The 20,021-nt window shown below is 28.3% G+C and carries 22 protein-coding genes; 7 read left to right on the top strand and 15 right to left on the bottom strand.

Annotated features, from left to right (window positions below; translation table 11 throughout):
- Positions 1-114 precede the first annotated feature (114 nt).
- From CQA76_RS03980 to trmA, 4 genes are read left to right on the top strand one after another with little or no spacing between them, the layout of a single operon-like run.
- Positions 115-1,302: an ankyrin repeat domain-containing protein gene (locus CQA76_RS03980; RefSeq protein ID WP_408608973.1), complete on the top strand. Its 1,188-nt coding sequence runs from the start codon at positions 115-117 to the stop codon at positions 1,300-1,302.
- The gene (locus tag CQA76_RS03975) at positions 1,299-2,048 is read left to right on the top strand and encodes an SDR family NAD(P)-dependent oxidoreductase (protein ID WP_137622155.1); all 750 of its coding nucleotides are present in this window, start codon (positions 1,299-1,301) and stop codon (positions 2,046-2,048) included. The genes CQA76_RS03980 and CQA76_RS03975 overlap by 4 nt, the downstream gene beginning before the upstream one ends.
- Entirely contained in the window at positions 2,045-3,775 is a 1,731-nt protein-coding gene (locus tag CQA76_RS03970; RefSeq protein ID WP_137622154.1) for a Na+/H+ antiporter NhaC family protein, read from the top strand. Before CQA76_RS03975 ends, CQA76_RS03970 begins: the two co-directional genes overlap by 4 nt.
- Entirely contained in the window at positions 3,772-4,845 is a 1,074-nt protein-coding gene (gene trmA / locus CQA76_RS03965) for a tRNA (uridine(54)-C5)-methyltransferase TrmA (protein WP_137622153.1), read from the top strand. The genes CQA76_RS03970 and trmA overlap by 4 nt, the downstream gene beginning before the upstream one ends.
- On the opposite strand, the gene CQA76_RS03960 is transcribed toward trmA, so the two are convergent.
- Positions 4,832-5,242 (bottom strand): hypothetical protein, encoded by a 411-nt coding sequence (locus CQA76_RS03960; RefSeq protein ID WP_137622152.1) that lies wholly within the window; start codon positions 5,240-5,242, stop codon positions 4,832-4,834. The two genes, trmA and CQA76_RS03960, sit on opposite strands and share 14 nt — an antisense overlap.
- A 116-nt stretch (positions 5,243-5,358) precedes the next feature.
- On the opposite strand from CQA76_RS03960, the gene CQA76_RS03955 reads away from it, so the two are divergent.
- The gene (locus tag CQA76_RS03955; protein ID WP_137622151.1) at positions 5,359-5,769 is read left to right on the top strand and encodes a CoA-binding protein; all 411 of its coding nucleotides are present in this window, start codon (positions 5,359-5,361) and stop codon (positions 5,767-5,769) included.
- Between the two features lie 6 nt (positions 5,770-5,775).
- Here the strand turns inward: CQA76_RS03955 and CQA76_RS03950 are convergent, their stop codons facing one another.
- The 8 genes from CQA76_RS03950 to glmU form a co-directional block, all read right to left on the bottom strand.
- Entirely contained in the window at positions 5,776-7,083 is a 1,308-nt protein-coding gene (locus tag CQA76_RS03950) for a Cj0814 family flagellar-dependent secreted protein (RefSeq protein ID WP_137622150.1), read from the bottom strand.
- A 70-nt stretch (positions 7,084-7,153) separates the two neighbouring features.
- The gene (truA, locus tag CQA76_RS03945) at positions 7,154-7,876 is read right to left on the bottom strand and encodes a tRNA pseudouridine(38-40) synthase TruA (RefSeq protein WP_137622149.1); all 723 of its coding nucleotides are present in this window, start codon (positions 7,874-7,876) and stop codon (positions 7,154-7,156) included.
- A 1-nt stretch (position 7,877) separates the two neighbouring features.
- Entirely contained in the window at positions 7,878-8,903 is a 1,026-nt protein-coding gene (locus CQA76_RS03940; RefSeq protein ID WP_137622148.1) for an LptF/LptG family permease, read from the bottom strand.
- A complete protein-coding gene (locus tag CQA76_RS03935) occupies positions 8,900-9,658 on the bottom strand; it encodes a prepilin peptidase (protein WP_408608972.1) in 759 nt (252 codons plus the stop codon). The genes CQA76_RS03940 and CQA76_RS03935 overlap by 4 nt, the downstream gene beginning before the upstream one ends.
- Positions 9,659-9,686: 28 nt before the next feature.
- Positions 9,687-10,355: a polyprenyl diphosphate synthase gene (uppS, locus tag CQA76_RS03930; protein ID WP_137622147.1), complete on the bottom strand. Its 669-nt coding sequence runs from the start codon at positions 10,353-10,355 to the stop codon at positions 9,687-9,689.
- A 3-nt stretch (positions 10,356-10,358) separates the two neighbouring features.
- Complete coding sequence (locus CQA76_RS03925) at positions 10,359-10,970, bottom strand: hypothetical protein (RefSeq protein ID WP_137622146.1); 612 nt, start codon at positions 10,968-10,970, stop codon at positions 10,359-10,361.
- A complete protein-coding gene (gene coaBC, locus CQA76_RS03920; protein ID WP_137622145.1) occupies positions 10,967-12,124 on the bottom strand; it encodes a bifunctional phosphopantothenoylcysteine decarboxylase/phosphopantothenate--cysteine ligase CoaBC in 1,158 nt (385 codons plus the stop codon). Before coaBC ends, CQA76_RS03925 begins: the two co-directional genes overlap by 4 nt.
- Complete coding sequence (glmU, locus tag CQA76_RS03915; protein WP_137622144.1) at positions 12,121-13,404, bottom strand: bifunctional UDP-N-acetylglucosamine diphosphorylase/glucosamine-1-phosphate N-acetyltransferase GlmU; 1,284 nt, start codon at positions 13,402-13,404, stop codon at positions 12,121-12,123. Before glmU ends, coaBC begins: the two co-directional genes overlap by 4 nt.
- Positions 13,405-13,570: 166 nt before the next feature.
- Here glmU and fliP point away from each other — a divergent pair, with 166 nt between their 5' ends.
- On the top strand, positions 13,571-14,317 hold the full coding sequence (gene fliP, locus CQA76_RS03910) for a flagellar type III secretion system pore protein FliP (protein ID WP_137622143.1): 747 nt from the start codon (positions 13,571-13,573) through the stop codon (positions 14,315-14,317).
- Between the two features lie 33 nt (positions 14,318-14,350).
- On the opposite strand, the gene CQA76_RS03905 is transcribed toward fliP, so the two are convergent.
- The 6 genes from CQA76_RS03905 to CQA76_RS03880 are packed head-to-tail and all read right to left on the bottom strand — an operon-like array spanning position 14,351 to position 19,357.
- Positions 14,351-15,121, bottom strand: a complete 771-nt coding sequence (locus CQA76_RS03905) for a transporter substrate-binding domain-containing protein (protein WP_137622142.1) — start codon at positions 15,119-15,121, stop codon at positions 14,351-14,353.
- A gap of 9 nt (positions 15,122-15,130) precedes the next feature.
- The gene (aac(6'), locus tag CQA76_RS03900; protein ID WP_137622141.1) at positions 15,131-15,574 is read right to left on the bottom strand and encodes an aminoglycoside 6'-N-acetyltransferase; all 444 of its coding nucleotides are present in this window, start codon (positions 15,572-15,574) and stop codon (positions 15,131-15,133) included.
- Positions 15,567-16,280 carry a 3-deoxy-manno-octulosonate cytidylyltransferase gene (gene kdsB, locus CQA76_RS03895; RefSeq protein WP_137622180.1) on the bottom strand — a complete coding sequence of 238 codons (714 nt, stop codon included), beginning with the start codon at positions 16,278-16,280 and terminating at the stop codon, positions 15,567-15,569. The genes aac(6') and kdsB overlap by 8 nt, the downstream gene beginning before the upstream one ends.
- Positions 16,277-17,686, bottom strand: a complete 1,410-nt coding sequence (thrC, locus tag CQA76_RS03890) for a threonine synthase (protein ID WP_137622140.1) — start codon at positions 17,684-17,686, stop codon at positions 16,277-16,279. The genes kdsB and thrC overlap by 4 nt, the downstream gene beginning before the upstream one ends.
- Entirely contained in the window at positions 17,683-18,606 is a 924-nt protein-coding gene (locus tag CQA76_RS03885) for a tetraacyldisaccharide 4'-kinase (protein ID WP_137622139.1), read from the bottom strand. Before CQA76_RS03885 ends, thrC begins: the two co-directional genes overlap by 4 nt.
- Complete coding sequence (locus CQA76_RS03880; RefSeq protein ID WP_137622138.1) at positions 18,599-19,357, bottom strand: NAD+ synthase; 759 nt, start codon at positions 19,355-19,357, stop codon at positions 18,599-18,601. The genes CQA76_RS03885 and CQA76_RS03880 overlap by 8 nt, the downstream gene beginning before the upstream one ends.
- Before the next feature lie 64 nt (positions 19,358-19,421).
- Here CQA76_RS03880 and CQA76_RS03875 point away from each other — a divergent pair, with 64 nt between their 5' ends.
- Positions 19,422-20,018 carry an MBL fold metallo-hydrolase gene (locus CQA76_RS03875; RefSeq protein WP_137622137.1) on the top strand — a complete coding sequence of 199 codons (597 nt, stop codon included), beginning with the start codon at positions 19,422-19,424 and terminating at the stop codon, positions 20,016-20,018.
- Positions 20,019-20,021: the final 3 nt, after the last annotated feature.

The raw sequence follows: 20,021 nt of genomic DNA, 5'->3' as shown, positions 1-20,021 counted from the left end.
CTTATTTGAGTTACAATAACAAAATTATTTTTAAAAAAAATTGGCGGGGGGGGGGTATTTGTGAGATTATTATTGATTTTATTTTATTGTTTTATAGGTTTGACAGCCAAAGATATGATTGATTGTAATTATATAAAAAATAATAAAGCAAGCTTTTTTAAAGATAATCCGAATTCGGATTATCTTAAAATTGCCTCTGCTTGTCCTGATTCTCTAAAAAACCAAATTTTCACTAAAAAACTTTATAAAATAGCTAATGAAATTCGTGGGGAAAATAGTGCTTGTAATGGCATAGAATATCTACCAAAATTTCAAAAATTTGATTTTTTACTTTTGAAAATTGCACTTGATCCTATTTCTTATCAAAAAGAATTAGACTCTCCTGAAAATTTAGAAAAAAAATATAATATTTTAAAATCTTATTTTAGATATTGGGCTTATCAAAGTATAGGAAATTTTAGACTTTATCGTTCTTTTTGGCAAGAATACAATCAAGCAATAGAGCCTTTAGAAAAATACTTTCAAACGAATTTTAATTTCGACAAAGGTAGCAATATTTATTACACCACAAACGCCTTAAACGAATTTTTAAATTGGGCTGTCGGAGAAACTAAAATTCATAAAGATATTAGTTCCCTAGCTAAAGTAATTGCAAATAAAAATAATTCTATATCTAATATTCAAGATTTTATTTTTAAAAACAATCTCAATCAAGATGAACTCACAATAGGACTTCAAGCAGCCCTTTTAAATCAAAGAGAAAAATCTATATTAGAACTTTTGATTCATTATGGCGCCAAAATTGATGAAGGTTATGAAAACGCTCTATTTTATGCTTTAGAAAATTATGATAATACTAAATTTTTATTAGATATCGGTGCGGATGTTAATAGCAGTAATGCTTTTGGAAAAACTCCTTTATTTTATGCTATTGAAATCAATCGAAAAGATATTATTTCTTTGCTTTTAGAACGTGGTGCGGATGTTAATAAAAAATACATCAACAATAATGAAAAATTAGCTCTAACTGCTAATATGTATGGAAATACTCCATATTTTATTACCTTTTGTGCATTAGATCACACTTCAAAAAATGTTTTAATGCACGCTGCTACTTATGGAGATGTTGAAACACTCAAAACTTTAATTGCAAAAGGTGCCAATATAAATGCAGTGGATGATTTGGGTTTTAATGCTCTTGACTTTGCTTTAGCTGCAGGAAAAAACGATAATGCAAACTACTTAAAAAGTCTAGGTTTAAAGGCTAATGAAAATTTATTTTATGGAGGAAGCTTAGAATGAAAACGGCCTTAATTACTGGAGCGAGTTCTGGATTTGGTGAAGCTTGTGTTAAAGCTTTAATTCAAGAAGGATTTAAAGTTATAGCTATTGCTAGACGCAAAGAAAAACTTGAACTTTTAAAACAAGAATTTAAAGAAAAATTACACACCATCACTTTAGATATTCGCGATAAAGAAAAGGTATTTTTAGAAATACAAAATTTGCCTAAAGAATTTCAAGAAATTGATATTTTGATCAATAATGCAGGGCTTGCCTTAGGGCAAGATGAATTTGATAGTTTAAGCCTAGAAGATATTGAAACCATGGTTGATACCAATGTTAAGGGCTTTTTATACATCGCTAGAGCTGTGATTCCTATACTTAGAAAACAAAAAAATGCCTATATTTTTAATTTAGGTTCCGTAGCGGCAACCAATGCTTATTTTGGAGGTAATGTATATTGCGGAACCAAAGCCTTTGTGGGACAATTTTCTAAAGCTTTAAGAAATGATTTGCGTGGCACAAATATCAAAGTTACCAATATCGCACCTGGCTTATGCAAAACTGAATTCAGTGAAGTTCGTTTTAAAGGGGATAAAGAAAAAGCGGACAAAGTATATGAAAATACTAAATTTATTAGCGCACAAGACATTGCAAAAGTGATTTTATCTATCATCCATCTTCCTGAACATATTAATATTAATGAAATCGAGCTTATGCCAATTACTCAAACTTGGAATGGCTTTTATATAGAGAAAAACCAATGAAATTATTCTTTTTTATATTTTTACCTTTTTTTTGTTTAGCTAGTGAATCTGGAGCTTCTGTTAATGCGAATTTATTTGGAATATTTACACTCGTTCCGCCCTTTGTTGCAATTATTTTGGCTTTCATTACAAAAGATGTGATTTTATCCCTTTTTGCTGGGGTTTTAAGTGGAACTTTCCTATTAAGTCTTTCTTCTAATATTTTTAAAGAACAAACACTAGGATTGTTAAATTTTTACAATACAGCTGTAGAATCTTTTTCTAAAATCATTTCTTATATTTTAAAATCTACTTCTGATCCTGTTAATGCCGGTATTATCTTGCAAATTCTTTGTATTGGAGGACTTGTAGCTCTTATTACAAAAATGGGTGGAGCTAAAGCAGTCGCTTTAAAATTTGCAAAAAGAGCAAAATCAGCTGTGAGTGCTCAAGTTAATACTTGGATTTTAGGACTTTTAATCTTTTTTGACGATTATGCAAATTTGCTGATTGTTGGGCCTATCATGCGTCCTTTAGCGGATAAATTTAAAATTTCACGCGAGAAATTCGCCTTCATCATAGACTCAACTGCAGCACCTGTAGCTGGTATTGCAGTCATTTCTACTTGGATAGGTTTAGAGGTTTCCTTAATCAAAACTGCTTATGAACATATAGGAATTGACAATATCAGTGCTTTTGGAATTTTCTTAGAAACCATACCTTATCGTTTTTACAATATCTTCATGCTTTTCTTTGTTGTAATGACTGCCCTTATGAAGCGTGAATTTGGACCTATGTATAAAGCCGAGATACGTGCTAGAACTACGGGACAAGTTGCCCCACTTGTAAAATCTGGAACACTTGATACCGCAGAATTAGAAGATCAATTTCTTGCTCCAAAAGAAGAGACTAAAATTTATGCTTTCAATGCTATTTTTCCTATTTTTGTCCTTATGATTCTTGCTTTGCTTGGATTTTATTTTAATGGTTTTAGTGCTTTATCAGGCAAAGAATTAGAAGAAGCTAACGCAAATCCTCTTTCTTTTGAAACTCTAAGAATAGTTTTTGGAAAGGCTGATTCATCTGTGGTGCTTTTTCAAGCGGCTTTATTTGCAGCTATTGTTGCGATTTTTATAGGAGTTTATCGTAAAATTTTTAATATCAAAGAAGCGATTGAAACTTGGATTTATGGTTGGAAAACAATGATTTTCACCATAGTTTTACTTTTACTTGCTTGGTCTTTATCTAGTATAGTTAAGGATCTTGGAACTTCTCTTTTTATCACAAGTTTATTGGCTGATAAATTACCTGATTATATTTTACCTGCAACCATTTTTGCTTTTGCTTCAGCTACTTCTTTTGCTATAGGAACAAGTTATGGAACTATGGGAATTTTAATGCCTCTAGCCGTTCCTTTAGCTTATAAAATCGCACAACTTAATGGAATGGACGCGGACTCGATGCATCATTATATGGTAATTAACATCAGTTGTGTTTTAACAGGTGCTATTTTTGGAAATCATTGTTCGCCAATAGCCGATAATGTTATTTTATCTTCAATGAGTGCAAAATGCGATCATATGGAACATGTTAGAACTCAAATTCCTTATGCTTTACTTATTTGTGCTATTTCTTTGATTACAGGTTACATTCCTGTTTCTTTAGGGTTGAGTGTTTGGTTTGTTTTACCTCTTAATTTAATTTTTATCGTATTATTACTTAGACTCATTGGAAAAAAGGTTCCATGAGTCTTGAAAAATTTGGCAATATAACAAATTTCGATAAAAAAGCCCATTTTATAAAAGATTTCTTTCTTGAATTTTATCAAGGAGAAATTGAGCTTTTTAAATCTCCAATCAAACATTATAGAACTAGAGCTGAATTTTCTTTTTATCATGATCAAGATGAACTTTATTACGCTATGTTTGATTCAAAAAGTAAAAAAAAGTTTATTATAAAAAATGTTGATTTTCCCGATGAGAAAATTTGCCAATTTATGCCTGTTTTACTTGAAAAAATCAAAAGAAATTTTAATCTAAAAGAAAAGCTTTTTGGAGTTGAATTTTTAGCAACAAAACAAGATTTAAGCACAACCTTACTCTATCATAAAAATATAGAAACAATCTGCGATGATCTATTTCAATTAAGTACTGATCTAAACTGCAATTTAATTGCGAGAAGTAAAAAGAAAAAACTTGTTTTTAAAAATGAAAATTTAACACAAAAGCTTAAAATTCAAAACAAAGAAATACTTTATAAATTTAATAACGATTGTTTTATACAGCCCAATACCTTCATAAATGAAAAAATGATTACTTGGGTAAATGAGAATTTGAACTTACAAATCAAAAAAGACTTGCTTGAGCTTTATTGTGGTTATGGCAATTTTACTCTTGCTTTAGCAAATAATTTTCATAAAGTTTTAGCTACTGAAATTTCAAAAAATAACATTAATTTTGCCTTAGAAAATTGCAAATTAAACAATACTAAGAATATTGATTTTATTAGACTTTCTAGCGAAGAGTTAAGTTTAGCTTTAAAAAAACAAAGAGATTTTTTTCGCTTAAAGAACCTAAATTTAGATATTTTTGACTTTTCTCATGTCTTGGTTGATCCGCCTCGTGCTGGACTAGATCAAAGCGTGATTGAACTTATAAAAAACTACGAAAATATCATTTATATTTCTTGTAATCCTATAAGCTTGAAAGAAAATTTAAAAATTTTAAATCATACTCACCAAATTTCAAAAATGGCTATTTTTGATCAATTTGTCCATACTCCACATTTGGAATGTGGGGTATTTCTTACAAAGAAATAAAAAAATAATTCATCAATTTTGCCAAAATAACTATTCCTATACAAAGCATAAAAACTAAAGGATGGATGAAATTTTCTAAAGGGTTTTTCTTTTTAAGTATAAAATGATAAAACAAAGAAAATATTGCTAAAAATAAAATTGTAAAAGCGAAAAATATTTTTATAAGAAAAAGAAAATTTAAGGGATTGGTATGAAAAGATGCTAATAATCCACCACTTAAAAACAAAACAAGCACAATAAAAGGCATAATTTTAACACCCGTAGAATCAAAAAGTTTTTTATCAAAATTAGAGTTCTTTCTTTTAATGGTTTCTAAAATAAAAATATCTACAAACAAATAACCTATAAAAAATATTGCACAAAATAAATGTATTAGTAAAATATATGGATAAAACATTTCTCTCCTTTTTATTTTAATTATATCAAAATTTTATTTTTCAAACTTCTTTATATGGTTTATTTTTTAAGGAAAATAAGATTAATATAATTTCAAATTTTTATAGAAAGTCAAACATGAATGAAAATTTAATGATAAAAAAAATACTTAACCAAACAAAAAGCATTGCTATAGTAGGATTGAGCGTCGATACAAACAAAGCATCTTTTATAGTAGGACAATTCTTGAAAGAAAATGGCTATAAAATTTACCCTATTTACCCAAAATTTGAAGAAGTTTTAGGCGAGAAAATATACAGAACATTGGACGATATTGATCAAAAAATAGATCTTGTATTGATGTTTAGAAAAGGTAGCTTTGCTTCCAATCTATTACCAATAATCATTAAAAAAAGGATTAAAAATTTCTGGCTGCAACTTGGAATTTTTAATAATGAAGTTCAAGAAGAATGTATAAAATTAGGAATTAATTTTATACACAATAAATGCATTATGCGCGAATTGTCACTTTGTAAAACAAAAGACTAGAAATATCTAAACCTTAACATTCACACTTCTATGTTTAGTTTTAGAACTCAATTTACTAAGATGATTGGTATTGGAATTGTTATCATTAGTATTATTGTTATTGCTATTAGAATTGTTATTTGTATTGTCATTAGTATTAGAACTATTATTATCTATTTTTACATTAAAAAGAATTTCTAATTCTTTTGCTAAATCAAATTTATTTTCAAGAAGTTTTTTTATAAGTTCATTGGTATCTTTACTTTGATAGGTTTCTTTGTTTTTACTTTCTGCTTGGATGGGTTTAAAGGGTTTAGTTTTTGTTTGATTAGTTTCATTGGTTTGTTGTGTTAAGCTATCAGTATCTATTTTTATTGTATCACTTCTTTTTTCTAGTATTTTTTGTTTAAATTCATCGATACTCATATTTGAGTTTAATAAATCAAAAAGTTCAAAAATATTTCCATTAAATTTCATACTATTTTCGTCAATAAATTTTTTTAAATCATTAATCTGTGTTTCATTCATAGAATTATCGAGGCCTTGCATTTTCCCTAATATACTCGTTTGTCCTTGGGTAAAATAATTCTTTCCTATAAACCCTGATAAAAAAGTCATCAACACACCACCTTTTGATAAAGTATTATCGGTATTGGTATAATTTTCAGGATTAACTGGAGAATATTTAAAAATATCTTGTCCATTATCATCAAGAGAGAAAAAAGTTATCATTTTTACATTATCTCCACTTGGAGAATAATTTTGATAATTGGAAATAAAATTTTTATATTCTTTATTATCTAAATTATATTTTTTAGTTACTTGAAGAGTATTTTTATCAAACTCAAAAGCTTGTGAAATTATACTTAAGTCTTGCTTTGTAAAGCTATTTTTATTTGATAACTCATTATCTAAAAGTTGTGAAAAAACTTTATAAGCATTTCCTATGGTTTTAGCTATATCAATGCTTACATAACTTGACAACAATCCTTTTGTTTGATTATTCACAAAACTTTCCATATCTTTAGCATAAATCTTATAATCTTTAGGTATTCCTGCAGCTTCATTGAAATCACTGGTAAAAAAACCATCTTCATCTACACCATAACCTAGTATTTTATTAACAGCCTTAGATTTATCACTTACTAAATTTGAATTTATTTGTTTTAATGAGGTATTGTTTGAAATATTGTTATTATTATTTAAATTTGTATTGTTGTTTATTTCTTTATTGTTATTATTATCTACTGAATTATTTGTTTTAGAATTCTTTTTAGAATTTAAAGTATTTGTATAGTAATTATAATTTGAGTAAGAAGTTATATTATTTATCATTTTACTGCCTTTTGATTATAGTGGTAGATAATATTTATCATTTCTATATCGGTTAGAAATGAAGAATAGTTTAATAAGAAATTCTACTAAGATATAAGCCATTAGATGGAGCTAAAATATGATTATGTTGTTTTTTAGCTTTAATCTGATCTTTTAGTTCTTTTATATCCATTTTATTTTCTAAAACTTTTAAAACAGATGCGACACTCAATCTTATCTGCCCCCTTAAAAAACCATTAGCCTTAAAGTGAAAAATCGTCATATTTTTATAAGTATAAGCAGAAGCATTAGATATTTCTCTAATGGTGGTTTTATTATCCCCACCACTTTTACAAAAATATTTAAAATCATGTTCTCCAATAAAATATTTTAAAATTTCATTAGCTTTTTGAATGTCTATTTTTGGATAAAAATAAACGTATCGCGACAAAAAAGGATTAAAATGTCCATGATGAAAAATATAACGATATTCCCTACTTTTAACATCATATCTTACTTCAAAATCCGATGGCATAATTTTTAGGTATCTAATATGTATATAAGGATGTGAAAATTTATTGATCTGTTTTTTTAAATAGATGAGATCCTTAAAATGTTCACCACATTCGACACAAGCAACCGCAAAACTCGCATGAACCCCTTTGTCTGTTCTTGAAGCCATCAAAACTTTAGAAAAAATTCCAAGATGATTCAAAGCCTTTTGCAAAGCATCTTGAACGCTTTTTTTATGTGGTTGTGTAGCCGAACCTAGAAATGCCGATCCATCGTAAGAAAAAACAAGTTTTAATTTCATTTTAATAACGACTTAATATCATTTTCTTAAAACAAAATATTGATATAATAAAACTTGTTATAAAGATACTAAAACATGCTAATAATGGTGGCTTATAGAATGTACTCAAAAGCCCAAAATATACAATAATAACCATAAACATTCCAATATAAACAAAACCTTTTTCATAGCGATAAGTCACGATACCAAACGAAAGCGCAAAAAGCGTACTTGCTAATGGAAAAAGCGCTATAGTGGTATAAATCACAAATTCTTTAGCACGCTTTGTATTTGAGTTGATATCAAGCCAATATTCATAAAATTTTTTTATTTTCAAATTATCATTATTAAATTGTGTATTTAAAATAAGATTCTCAAACTCTCCAGTAAATAGCATTTTATCACGATCAAAATTATACATCTTTCCATTAGTAAGTTTAAAAGCAAAACCTGTATCTTCTCTTTCGGCTGTAGCTTCTTTGGCGATAATTAATAGCTCTTTATCTCCGACAGACTTTTTTGGATAATACATAACAATATTTTCATATTTATTATTCTCTTGTCTTTCTATAAAAATCATCCAGCCTAAAAATCTTTGCCCATATTCTCCTGTTTTGTAATTAAATTTTACCTGTGTTTTTTTATAATTAATAAAATTATCTTGAAGTTCAAGAACTAAAGGTATCATTACTAAAGATGTAAATAGCATCAAGACACTAACTAAACTAGCTATTTTTAAAAATAATGAAGCTAAAATTTTTGGAGAAAATCCAAGGGTAAAAAGAACTATGCTTTCATTTTCTTTAGAAAGTCTAAATAAAGTTAAGGTAAGAGCTATAAAAAAAGATATAGGTAAAGTAAAAATTAAAATTCTAGGCAACATAAAACAATAAAGCTCAAGTAAATCCAAAAAGCCAATTTTTATACTTGAAGTTAAAGTAGCTAGTTGGATAAAAAATACCATAGAAACGATACTAAAAAGCACAAAAAAGATAGAAAGATTGGTGCTTAAAAACTGATTTAAAATATATCTTGAAACAAGCTTCATATTAGTTCCTGATTAAAGATTAAAAAAATCAAATAGCCGATAAAAGCAGTATTGATAAAAGGTAAAAATGCCAATTCTTTTCTTTGATAAAAAATAAAAAATGGCAAAGTCAATAAAGCTCCACAAAAAAGGATAATAAAACTTTCTTTAAATCCAAAAATTCCAGCTATACTTGAACATACAATAATATCTGCATCGCCTAAATTTTCTTGTATCTTTTTTGATTTGAAATTTCTAATATAAGCTGTAAAATTTTTAAGTAAAAACAAAAAACCCGCAAAAGAAAAAGCGTGAATTAAAAAACCATTTTTAAATTCTTCAAACATCAAAAAATATAAAATTTCATTGCTTTTAAACATAAAAATAAAAGCTAAAAAAAACATAAACCAAAGTAAAATTTGAGGTACGGCTCTAAATTTAACATCTATATAAGAAAGCATAAAAAAAACAAATAAAAAAAGTGTCAAAATGATAAATTCTTGCAAATTCTGGCTATAAAAATAACTGATCAAAGTGAAAATAGAGCCTAAAATTTCAGCTAAAAATATACAAATTGGGATTTTTTCTTTACAAATTCTACATCTAGCTTTTAAAAATAAATAAGAAAGAAATGGCAACAATTCCCAAATTCTAAGCTTATTTTTACAATAAAAACAATAAGACCTTAAACTGAAAAGAGGTCTATTTTCACAAAAACGTTGAGTTATGCTCATAAAAAACGAACCTAAACTCGCCCCCGAAATGATTAGAAAAATATATTTTAAAAAATTTGCCGTTAAAATTTCACTTTCCAAAAGTTCGCTCTCTTTTTCTATATTCTTTTATAATTTTTTTAAATTCTCTTTTTGTAAGCCCAGGAAATAAGGTTTCGCTAAAATAAATTTCTGCATAAGCACATTGCCAAAGTAAAAAATTCGAAAGTCTTTTTGCATTGCCTACGCGAAGCATCAAATCCACATCTAAAGGAAGATCTAAATTTTCACTGATATTTTTTTCATTGATTTCTAAACCTTTTTCTAAAACGCGACGTGTTGCACGAATGATTTCATCTTTAGCACCATAACTAATAGCCAAATTTACACAAAGCAAATCGCAATGCTTCGTTCTTTCTTCTACTAAAGCGATTTTATCCCTTAAAGATTTATTCAATCTTGTTAGATCACCGATTGCTCTTAAGCGGACATTATTTTTTTCAAATTTTTCCAAAGCTTCATCCAAACAGCGATCCAAAAGCTCAAAAATAAAATCAATCTCATCTTGCGGTCTATTCCAGTTTTCGGTACTGAAAGCAAAAAGGCTTAAATTAGAAATTCCTTCTTCAACACAAACTTCCATAATTTTTTGCATAGTTTTAATGCCTTGAGTATAGCCCAACTTTGCTAAAAAGCCTTTAGCTTTAGCCCATCGTCTATTACCATCCATCACAACCGCAAGATGTTTGAGCTCATTCATTGTTTATCCCTTAAAATCAAATAGTTTTTTAAATACAAACAAAGGTTCTATTTTAGTATCTTGTGTAATACTAAAACTTAAATGTTTATCTAAAAATTTTTGCACTTTTAAAAAAGGAGTGAAAATAGAAACTCCATTTTGATCGATTAAAATTCTTAAAGCACCAAAAACGCTAAAATAAAGATAAATTTCTAAAAATTTACTCTTTTTTTTCATTTGAAACAAACAGGCCTTATCTTCAAAAACAAAAGGAATATGGTAAATATTTTCAAAACTTGCAAAAAGCATTTCTTTTAAAATTTGATATTTTTCCCTATTTGTACAATCTATAATATTTGAAATGATATATTCTTTGTAATTTATTTTATCTTCTAAAATTGCTACTATCAAAGGTAAACCTTCTTCAAAGGGAATAAATTTAGGTCGTTTTGAGAGATGTTTAAATTGAATTGCGCCGCTTTTTTCTTTATAAATTTCCGCTAAATATTCAGCTCCAATTTCTAATTCTATCATACTTTTAGTTTGAATTTTTTTATGATTTAAAAGCAAAGTATAGTGACCATATCCTGTTTTTCCCAAAACTTTCATTTGGATGGGCAAAGTAGCATTAATCATAATTTTTCACACCAATTTACCAAATCAAAGGCTAATTCTTTTTTATCTTTTAAGCCACTTTTTTCACAAGCGTCTTTACTTATAAAATAAAATTCGTTTTGATCGCTTCCAAAAGTATTTTTTTTATTTAAGATATTTAAACACACTAGATTTAAGTTTTTCTCCACTAAAGATTTTTTAGCGTTTTCTATGGCATTTTCTGTATCAAATTCCATTTTAAAGCCTATTTTTTTGCCTTTAAAATTGATATTTTTTAGCAAATCTTCATTAAGTTTTAAGTGAAGATCTAAACCTTTTGAAAATTGATTTTTCTTGATTTTTCCTTTTTGAAATCGCGGGATAAAATCACTCACAGCAGCTGCCATAATCAAAAAATCACTTTCACAAAATTTTTCCAATAATGCCTTTAAATCTTTTGAATTTTCAAATTTGTAAATTTCATAAGGAGTTTTAAAGTCTATAGAACTTAAAAATATAACCTTAGATCCTAAAAAATAAAAGGCATCGGCGATTGATTTTGCCATTTTTCCGCTTGAAAAATTACTGATGCAACGCACATCGTCTATTTTTTCTCTTGTACCTCCACCGCTGATCACCACGCTTTTATCAAGCCAAAATTTCTTTCTAAAAAGCTCTCTTTTGGTGATGTTAAATATATCCTCAACTTCTGCTAAAGCCCCTACTCCTTCATCTTTACAAGCTAAAACTTTAGAAATTGGAGGGATGATTAGGGCTTTATTTTTTTGAAGTAATTTTAAAGAATTTTGCGTGCTAAAATGATGATACATATTTGTATTAGCTGCTGGAGTAATGATTAAAGGTTTATTGCAAGCTATTAAAGTTTGAATAAAAAGATTATCCGCTATACCAAGGGCTAGTTTATTGATCGAATTAACACTCGCGGGCGCAAAAAGAACAAGATCGCAATCCTTGCTAAAATCTATATGATTTTTTTTACTCTCCCAATTTTCATTTTCTTCGCATAAAATTTCATCTGCCAAGGCCTCAAAACTTATTTTATTTGCAAATTTTAAAAGCCCTTGGCTGAGTAAAACTTTAACTCTAATCTTTTCTTTTTTAAATAAAGAAATAAGTTCATAAGCTTTATAAAAAGCTATGCTACCGCTGACTGCTAAAAGTATTGTTTTTTTCATTTTTTAAATTTTTTATAAAAATAATCTTTAATTATTTTTCTATTAGCTCTATTGATAAACAAAGAACCGCTAGAAACATTGCAATCAACCGAACTTCCAGCCGCAATAATAACATCATTTTCTACATTTACTGGAGCAATAAATTGTGTATCTGATCCCACAAAAACGTTTTTGCCGATAATAGTTTTATGTTTTTTAACTCCATCATAATTGCAAGTGATAGTCCCACAACCTATATTTGTACCACTATCGATTTCACAATCACCTAGATAGCTCAAGTGTCCTGCTTTTACGGTGTTTAATTTTGCATTTTTACATTCTACAAAATTACCTATATGAGTATTTTTAATCTCGCAATTTGGACGCAAATGTGCTAAAGGCCCTACATCGCTATTTTCAACGATAGAATTTTCAATCACACTAGAACTTTTGATAATGGAATTAACAATCTTGCTTTTTCCTTCAATTCTCACATTTTCATAAACTTCACATTCTCCTATAAATTCAACATCCAATCCTATAAAAGTGCTATGAGGTAAATGAAAAATCACTCCTTGTTTCATCCAATGTTTTTTGATTTTTTCTTGCATTAAATTTTCAGCTACACTCAACTCAAATTTATCATTAATACCCATAAATTCATTTTCATCTACATAAACAGGCTTAATGATTTTATCTTTAGCCAATGCAACAACGTCGGTAAGGTAGTATTCTTTTGCTGCATTATTGTTATTAATTAATGGTAAAATCTGTTCTAAAAGTTGTGAGCTAATAGCATAAACTCCGGCATTACAAATATTAATCTTTTTTTCTTCTTCATTAGCATCTTTAAATTCAATGATTTTTTCTATTCTATTTTCTTTTATCAATACCCTTCCATAATTTTTTGGATCTTTGGCATAAAATACAGCCAGAGTTAAATCGGCATTTTCTTCTAGTAATTGTTTTAAACTTAAACTTTCTACCAAAGGCATGTCTCCGCAAAGAATCAAAACTTTTTCTTTGCTAGGTTTGAAATTTTTTAAAGCACCTGCAGTTCCAGGATAATTTTGCAAATCTTGTTCTAAAATTTTTGTCTTCGGAAAACAAGAAAGAATTTCTTTCTCAACAAGTTCTTTTTGATAAGACAAAACCACACTTACATCATCACTTAATTCATAGGCTTTTTCTAAAATATGCAAAATCATACTCTTTTGACAAAGTTCTTGCAAAACTTTTGGTTTTTGCGATTTCATTCTAGTACCAAGTCCTGCTGCCAATATCAAAATAGAAGTTTTCATAATTTTAAAACCTTGTTTTATAGATAAATTTATACCTAATTCTATCATCTTAAAGTTAAAATTCATCCAAAGTTTAGATATTTTGGATAAAAGTTAAACTTTTTTTTAGTCATCAAAAGTTAAAATAAACACATTTTTACTAAAATTAATTGTTTAAGGTTTTGTTTTGAAAAAAATATTTTTTTTATTAATTGTTAGTGCATTCTTTAATACTCTTTTTGCAGCACCAGAAGCAACAATTCCTACGGTTAATTTAAGTCTTAGTGCTCCAAATACACCTAATCAACTTGTTACAACTCTTAATATAGTCGTAGTTTTGACTATTCTTGCACTTGCTCCAAGTATAGTTTTTGTAATGACTTCATTTTTGCGTCTTATTGTAGTATTTTCATTCTTACGTCAGGCTATGGGAACTCAAAGTATGCCTCCAAATACCATTTTGGTTACTTTAGCTCTTATTTTAACTTTTTTCATTATGGAGCCTGTAGCAACTAAATCTTACAATGAAGGTATAAAACCTTATCTGGCTGAAAAAATTGGCTATGAAGAAGCTTTTACTAAAGGAGTGAAACCCTTTAAAGATTTTATGCTTAAAAATACACGAGAGAAGGATTTGGCCTTATTCTATCGCATACGTCATTTACCTAATCCTAAAACAATTGACGATGTTTCGCTAACCGTTTTGGTTCCGGCATTTATGATTTCTGAGTTAAAAACCGCCTTTGAAATAGGTTTTTTAATCTATCTGCCTTTTTTAGTTATAGATATGGTTGTGAGTTCGGTTTTGATGGCTATGGGTATGATGATGCTTCCGCCTGTAATGATTTCTTTGCCTTTTAAACTTTTGATTTTTGTTCTTGTTGATGGTTGGAATTTATTAGTTCAAAGATTAGTAGAAAGTTTTGTTACATGATGGAGAAAAGACTAAAAAGTCTTTTCTTAAATCTTAAAAGAAAAATTGTAAATGATTCTTTTTAAAAGTATCTTTAACATCTTTTAAATATTTTTCCCCAAGCGAGTCAAAAAATCCGTCTTTTTTGCTTTTACTTATAAAATCATCTAATTGTTTTTTAAGCCCTGCATTGCCTTTTCTTATGGCTATACCCCAAAATTCTGGATTTTCCTGAAAAGGCGCTAAAATAGCCCTTGTCGTATCTTGGTGTTTTTGCCAAGTTCTATAAATAGTAAGTTGATCGTAAAAAAATCCATCGGCTTTTCCTTGTATTACTTCCAAAATTGCCGCATTTTCTTTGTCAAAAAGATGTATAGTAGCATTTTTAAGATTTTTATTTGCATATAAATGTCCTGTAGAGCCACGTTTTAAAGCTAAAATTTTTCCTTTTTGATTTAAGTCTTTTATGCTTTTAACTTGCGAATTAATCGGAGTTAAAATCGCCAAATTAGCTTGTACATAAGGAATGCTAAAGTCCACTACTTTTTTACGATCATCTGTAATAGTCATAGAAGACATTATAAGATCTATTTTTCCAGTTTTAAGAGCAGGTATTAAGCCATCCCAAGCAATATTTTTTACTACAAGATTATAGCCGTTTTCTTTGGCAAATTGATCCAAAAAATCCACGCTGATTCCAGACGCCTTACTATCTTTATCGCTCATCTCAAAAGGTGGATAACCAAGCTCCATACCTACTACCAAATCTTTTGCCATCAAATGCAAGGCAAAAAACATCATTAAAAAACAAACAATTTTTTTCATTATTTCTCCTTATAATTTTTTTGTAAAACAAATGATTTTGCTGACTTCTTTGAAACCACAATGCAAGTGAAAATTAAAACTTTGGATATTATTTAATTCACAATCGCTTGCAATTTCATCAATTCCTTGATTTAAAATCCAATTCTCACAATAAGCTAATAATTTTTTAGCATAAGATTTTTTTCTATAATTTTTTTGCATATAGATACCTTCTAAATATCCAACAGGGGAACTAAAAGTTCCTTCCACATAATCATTTCTTACGCAAACATAAGCAAAACCTACACATAAATTATTTAGCTCAAGCAAAAATACAGCATATTTTGAATTTTTTAATATATTTTCAAATTCTAATCTTAATTCTACAATATTTTTTTTAAACAATAAACTTGATAATGACAATACCTTTTCTAAATCATTAATTTTTGCTTGATAAATTTTTAAATCACCCAAAGATTTTTAAAGCCTTTTCATAATCTTCTTGAGTATCAATCCCCATGCTTTGAGTGCTAATTTTCAGCATTTTGATTTTCTTTCCATTCTCAATCGCCCTTAACTGCTCTAATTTTTCAGTTTTTTCAAGCATTGAATTTTTTAAAGCACAAAATTCACGCAAAGCTTTTACACTATAAGCATAAATTCCTAAATGCCCCTTAAAATCATCTTGATAATCTTCTCTTTCATAAGGAATTTTTGATCTTGAAAAATATAAGGCAAAATTATCTTTATCGCAAACCACTTTAACTAAATTAGGATCATCGGCTTGTTTTTTATCTATGCTTTTATAGCAACTTGCCATAAAAGCTTCTTTATCTAAGCAAGAATGTGCAAATTCTTTAAATAAAAGCAAATTTTTACTTTCTATAAAAGGCTCGTCCGCTTGCACATTGATGATAATTTCATCATCCTTTAAAGCAAGTTTTTGACAAGCTTCATTGATTCTATCTGTGCCACTTTCATGTTCTTTACTGGTTAAAACCGCTTTAAAATGATACTTTGTAGCAAGTTCTAAAATTTCTTCATCATCAACCGCTATGCAAACCTCATCGACTTCTTGTACTTGTTTAGCAGTCGCTATAAACATAGGAACGCCACCTATATCACAAAGAATTTTTTTAGGAAAACGCGTTGAGTTTAATCTTGTAGGTATAATAATCATTTTTTCATCCATTCTAAAATTTCATTTTCAACTTCTTCGCTTTTATACACTCTTTTATCTTGTAAATTTAAATCAAAAAGTTTGGAAATTTCTTCTTTTACTTCTAGATTAAAATTTTTAGCTAAAAGTTTAAAATCTTCTTTTTCATCTTTACAATCTCTATCAAAGATTGCCTTAATCATACTTGGAGTAAATTTTGTCCATTCAGCTGTTGAAGTGATAATGCTTGGTTTTGAAATATCTAGCATTTTAAAACAAGTTGCGGTGTGTGGATCGATTAAAGTTTTACTTTCTTTGATAAATCTCATACACTCACTATCTTCACAAAAATCAGCTTCAAAATCTTCTTGCAAACTTTGCAATTCTTTTTGTTCAAGAGTGAAATAATTTTGATTTTTAAGCGAATTCATTAGCTCATTAGTTCTTAAATCACCTAATTTATCAAAAAGCAGTCTTTCTATATTGGAAGAGATGAGTATATCCATGGCCGGAGATATAGTTTTTTTAAGAATTTTACCTCGCAAATCATAAATGCCTTTATTGAAAAATTCGCTTAAAATATTATTTGCATTGGATGCGATTTTTATTTTTGAAATTTTTGCACCCATTTTTTTTGCATAATAAGCCCCCAAAGCATTTCCAAAATTTCCACTAGGAACGATAATTTCAATCTTTTCTTTAAATTCATTCCATAATTTTAAACTCGCATAATAATGATAGATTATTTGAAACAAAATGCGTCCAAAATTGACAGAATTTGCAGCACAAAGCTCATAATCTTGTATTTTTAATTTTTCTCTAAATTCTGCTTTTGCTAATAGATTTTTTAAAATACGCTGTGTGTCATCAAAATTACCTTCAATGGCCAAAACTTTTAAATTATTTTTATCTAACGCTCTCATTTGAAGTTCTTGTAAAGAACTTGTTCCACCATTTGGATACATACAAACAACTTTAATATTTTCTAAATTTTCAAAGCTTTTCAGTGTAGCTGGACCTGTGTCTCCACTTGTGGCACACATGATTAAAATTTTTTTATCTTTTGAAAATTCATTTAAAAGCACTCCAAAAGGTTGCAAAGCCATATCTTTAAAAGCTCTTGTAGGTCCATGCCAAAGCTCATTAATATAAACCTTATCTTCGATTTTCTTTAAATTTATTGCAAAACCGTGATCAAATTTTTCATAACTTTTAAGAGCTTTTTTAAATAATTCTTCATAGCCAAATTCAAAGCTTTCTATCAATTTTAAAGCAAAATCATTGTAAGAAAGTTTGCTGTATTTTTCCTCATCAAAATAAGGCAAATTTAAAGGCGAGTAAAGCCCACCTTGTGGCGCATTTGGATTAATCAATGCTTCTTTAAAATCTGCTTTATTGTTAATATTTCTACTTTCAACTAAAATCAATCAAAACTCCTTACATATTGATGCAATTTCTCTTTAAAATTTTCTTTTAATTCTATATTTAATTCTATAATTTGACACTTAAAACCAAAATCTTTCACTTTAACATAATCCTTAAAAGTAAGCATTAAAGTATCACAATTATGCTTTTTAAGTAATTTTTCAAGCTCATCTTTTTTAAATTCATAATGATCTTTAAAAAAATAACAAGCCCTAGCCTTTATAAAATGCTCATAAAGTCTAAAAGGTTTAGCAATAGCCGTAACCAATATAGCCTTAGGATTTTCTTTAGTATAAGAATAACGGATAAAATCCCTATTTTCAAGTGCTAAAAAATCAGCTCTTTTGCTATAAAATTTTGGCAAACGATACGCCCCGCTAGGTAAAGTAAAATTAAAATAAGGCTTTACTTCACTTTCTAGCAAAATATCAAATTTTTGGATATAAAATTTAGAAAAAGCATCATCTAATAAAACTATCTTAGCACCCAAATCAAAAGCTTTTTTGATCCCCTCTACCCTATTTTCACTGACAATTACGCCTGAAATTTGATCCTCAAAGGCATATTCCATCGCTTCATCACCACTTTGTGCAACATCTACTAAAATTTCATGATTATGCTTAATAACAAGTAAGCCTTTACCTTTTCTTTTATAGCCTCTAAGTACGATAAAAACACCTTCAAATTCCCTTGCTATTGCCTTGCAAAGGGGTGTTTTTCCATTGCCTCCAAAACTTAAATTTCCAACACTGATCACAGGCTTTTTAAAATCTATTTTTTTAAAAAACCAAGTGTTTATGATAGCCAATAATGCATAAATAAAACTCAAAGGCAATAATGCATACACTAAGCATTTTTGAAAAAAACTAGGCTTGAAAAAATAATGATCTAGCCAAAGTTTATATTTTTTATCCTCATTCACTTTTAAATTCCATTAAATTTGCAATTTTAGGCATAGATCTTTTAAAGGCATTGTTATTTATACGCGTTTTTAGCATTTTGAGTAAGTTTTCGTCTAATTTATCCATAGTTTGCTTATCATCATTTTCTATAGCTTTTAAACCTAAATCTATTTGTTCATAAATAAAGCCTAATTCCTTTTCATCACTTTGATTTTCCCAAAGATCTGCACTCGGACTTTTTTTAATAAAATTTTCATGCAAATTTAAAAATTTAGCCAGTTCATAAACTTGCGTTTTATAAAGATCACCTATAGGATTAAAAGCACAAGCTAGATCCCCATAAATCGTTCCATAACCCAAAAGCAACTCACTTTTATTGGAAGTTCCAACTACAAGAGAATTTTTTAACACAGAATAATCATAAAGCAAACTCATCCTAATGCGCGCCGCAAAATTTCCTATGCGAATTTTATCTATGTTTTGACTTTGCTTTATAAAAGCATCAAGTATTTCTTGGATTGAAATAATTTTATATTCTATTTTCAAATCATTACAAAGCATTAAAGCATCACTTAAATGCTCTTTGCTCGAATATTGTGTAGGCATTAAAAGAGCAAAAACATCTTTATCTAAAGCTTTTTTGCAAAGCGTGGCCACTAAAGCGGAATCAACCCCTCCGCTAAGCCCCAAAATAACACCATTTTTTTTATTTTTTTGAATTTGTTCTTTGATGAAAATACACAAATCTTTAAAAACCAACTCGCATTGCATCACTTGCCTTTAAAATAATTCAGTAGTATAATTATATATAAATTTCCAAAGAAAAGGCTAAAAAATGCAAATTATCAAACAAGCCTGCGGTCCTTATGAAACAAATTGCTATATTTTATTTACAGAAAAAGGCGAATTTATAATCGATCCAGGATTTGAAGCTTTAAAATTCATACAAAAGCATGTTAAAAACCCTTTAGCTATTTTAAATACTCATGGACATTATGATCATGTTTGGGATAATGCTAAGGTAAAAAAAGAATACAACATCCCTATTTATATACATAAAAATGATGAATTTATGCTCAATGATCCTTTTGAAAAAGGTTTTGAACATAGCAAAGCAGATTTTTTAGTCGAGGATGAAAATATACTTGATATCAATGGAATTGATTTTAAATTCCATTTTTTACCGGGTCATACTCCAGGTTGTACTATGATAGAAGTTGTTGGTGAAAATTTGATGTTTAGTGGAGATTTTTTATTTTATAGAAGCATAGGAAGATGGGATTTTCCTTACTCGGATTCAAATCTTATGAAAAAAAGTTTAGAAAAAGTGATGGGTTATGAAAATGATTTTAAACTTTTACCTGGACATGGTCAAGAAACAACCTTAAAAGCTGAACAAGCACATTTACCTTCTTGGTTGAGATATTTTTAGGAG

It is taken from the genome of Campylobacter aviculae, assembly GCF_005406215.1.
Lineage (GTDB): Bacteria > Campylobacterota > Campylobacteria > Campylobacterales > Campylobacteraceae > Campylobacter_D > Campylobacter_D aviculae.
The sequence above is the reverse complement of the archived record's forward strand: the minus strand, read 5'-3'. Positions and strand labels throughout refer to the sequence as shown.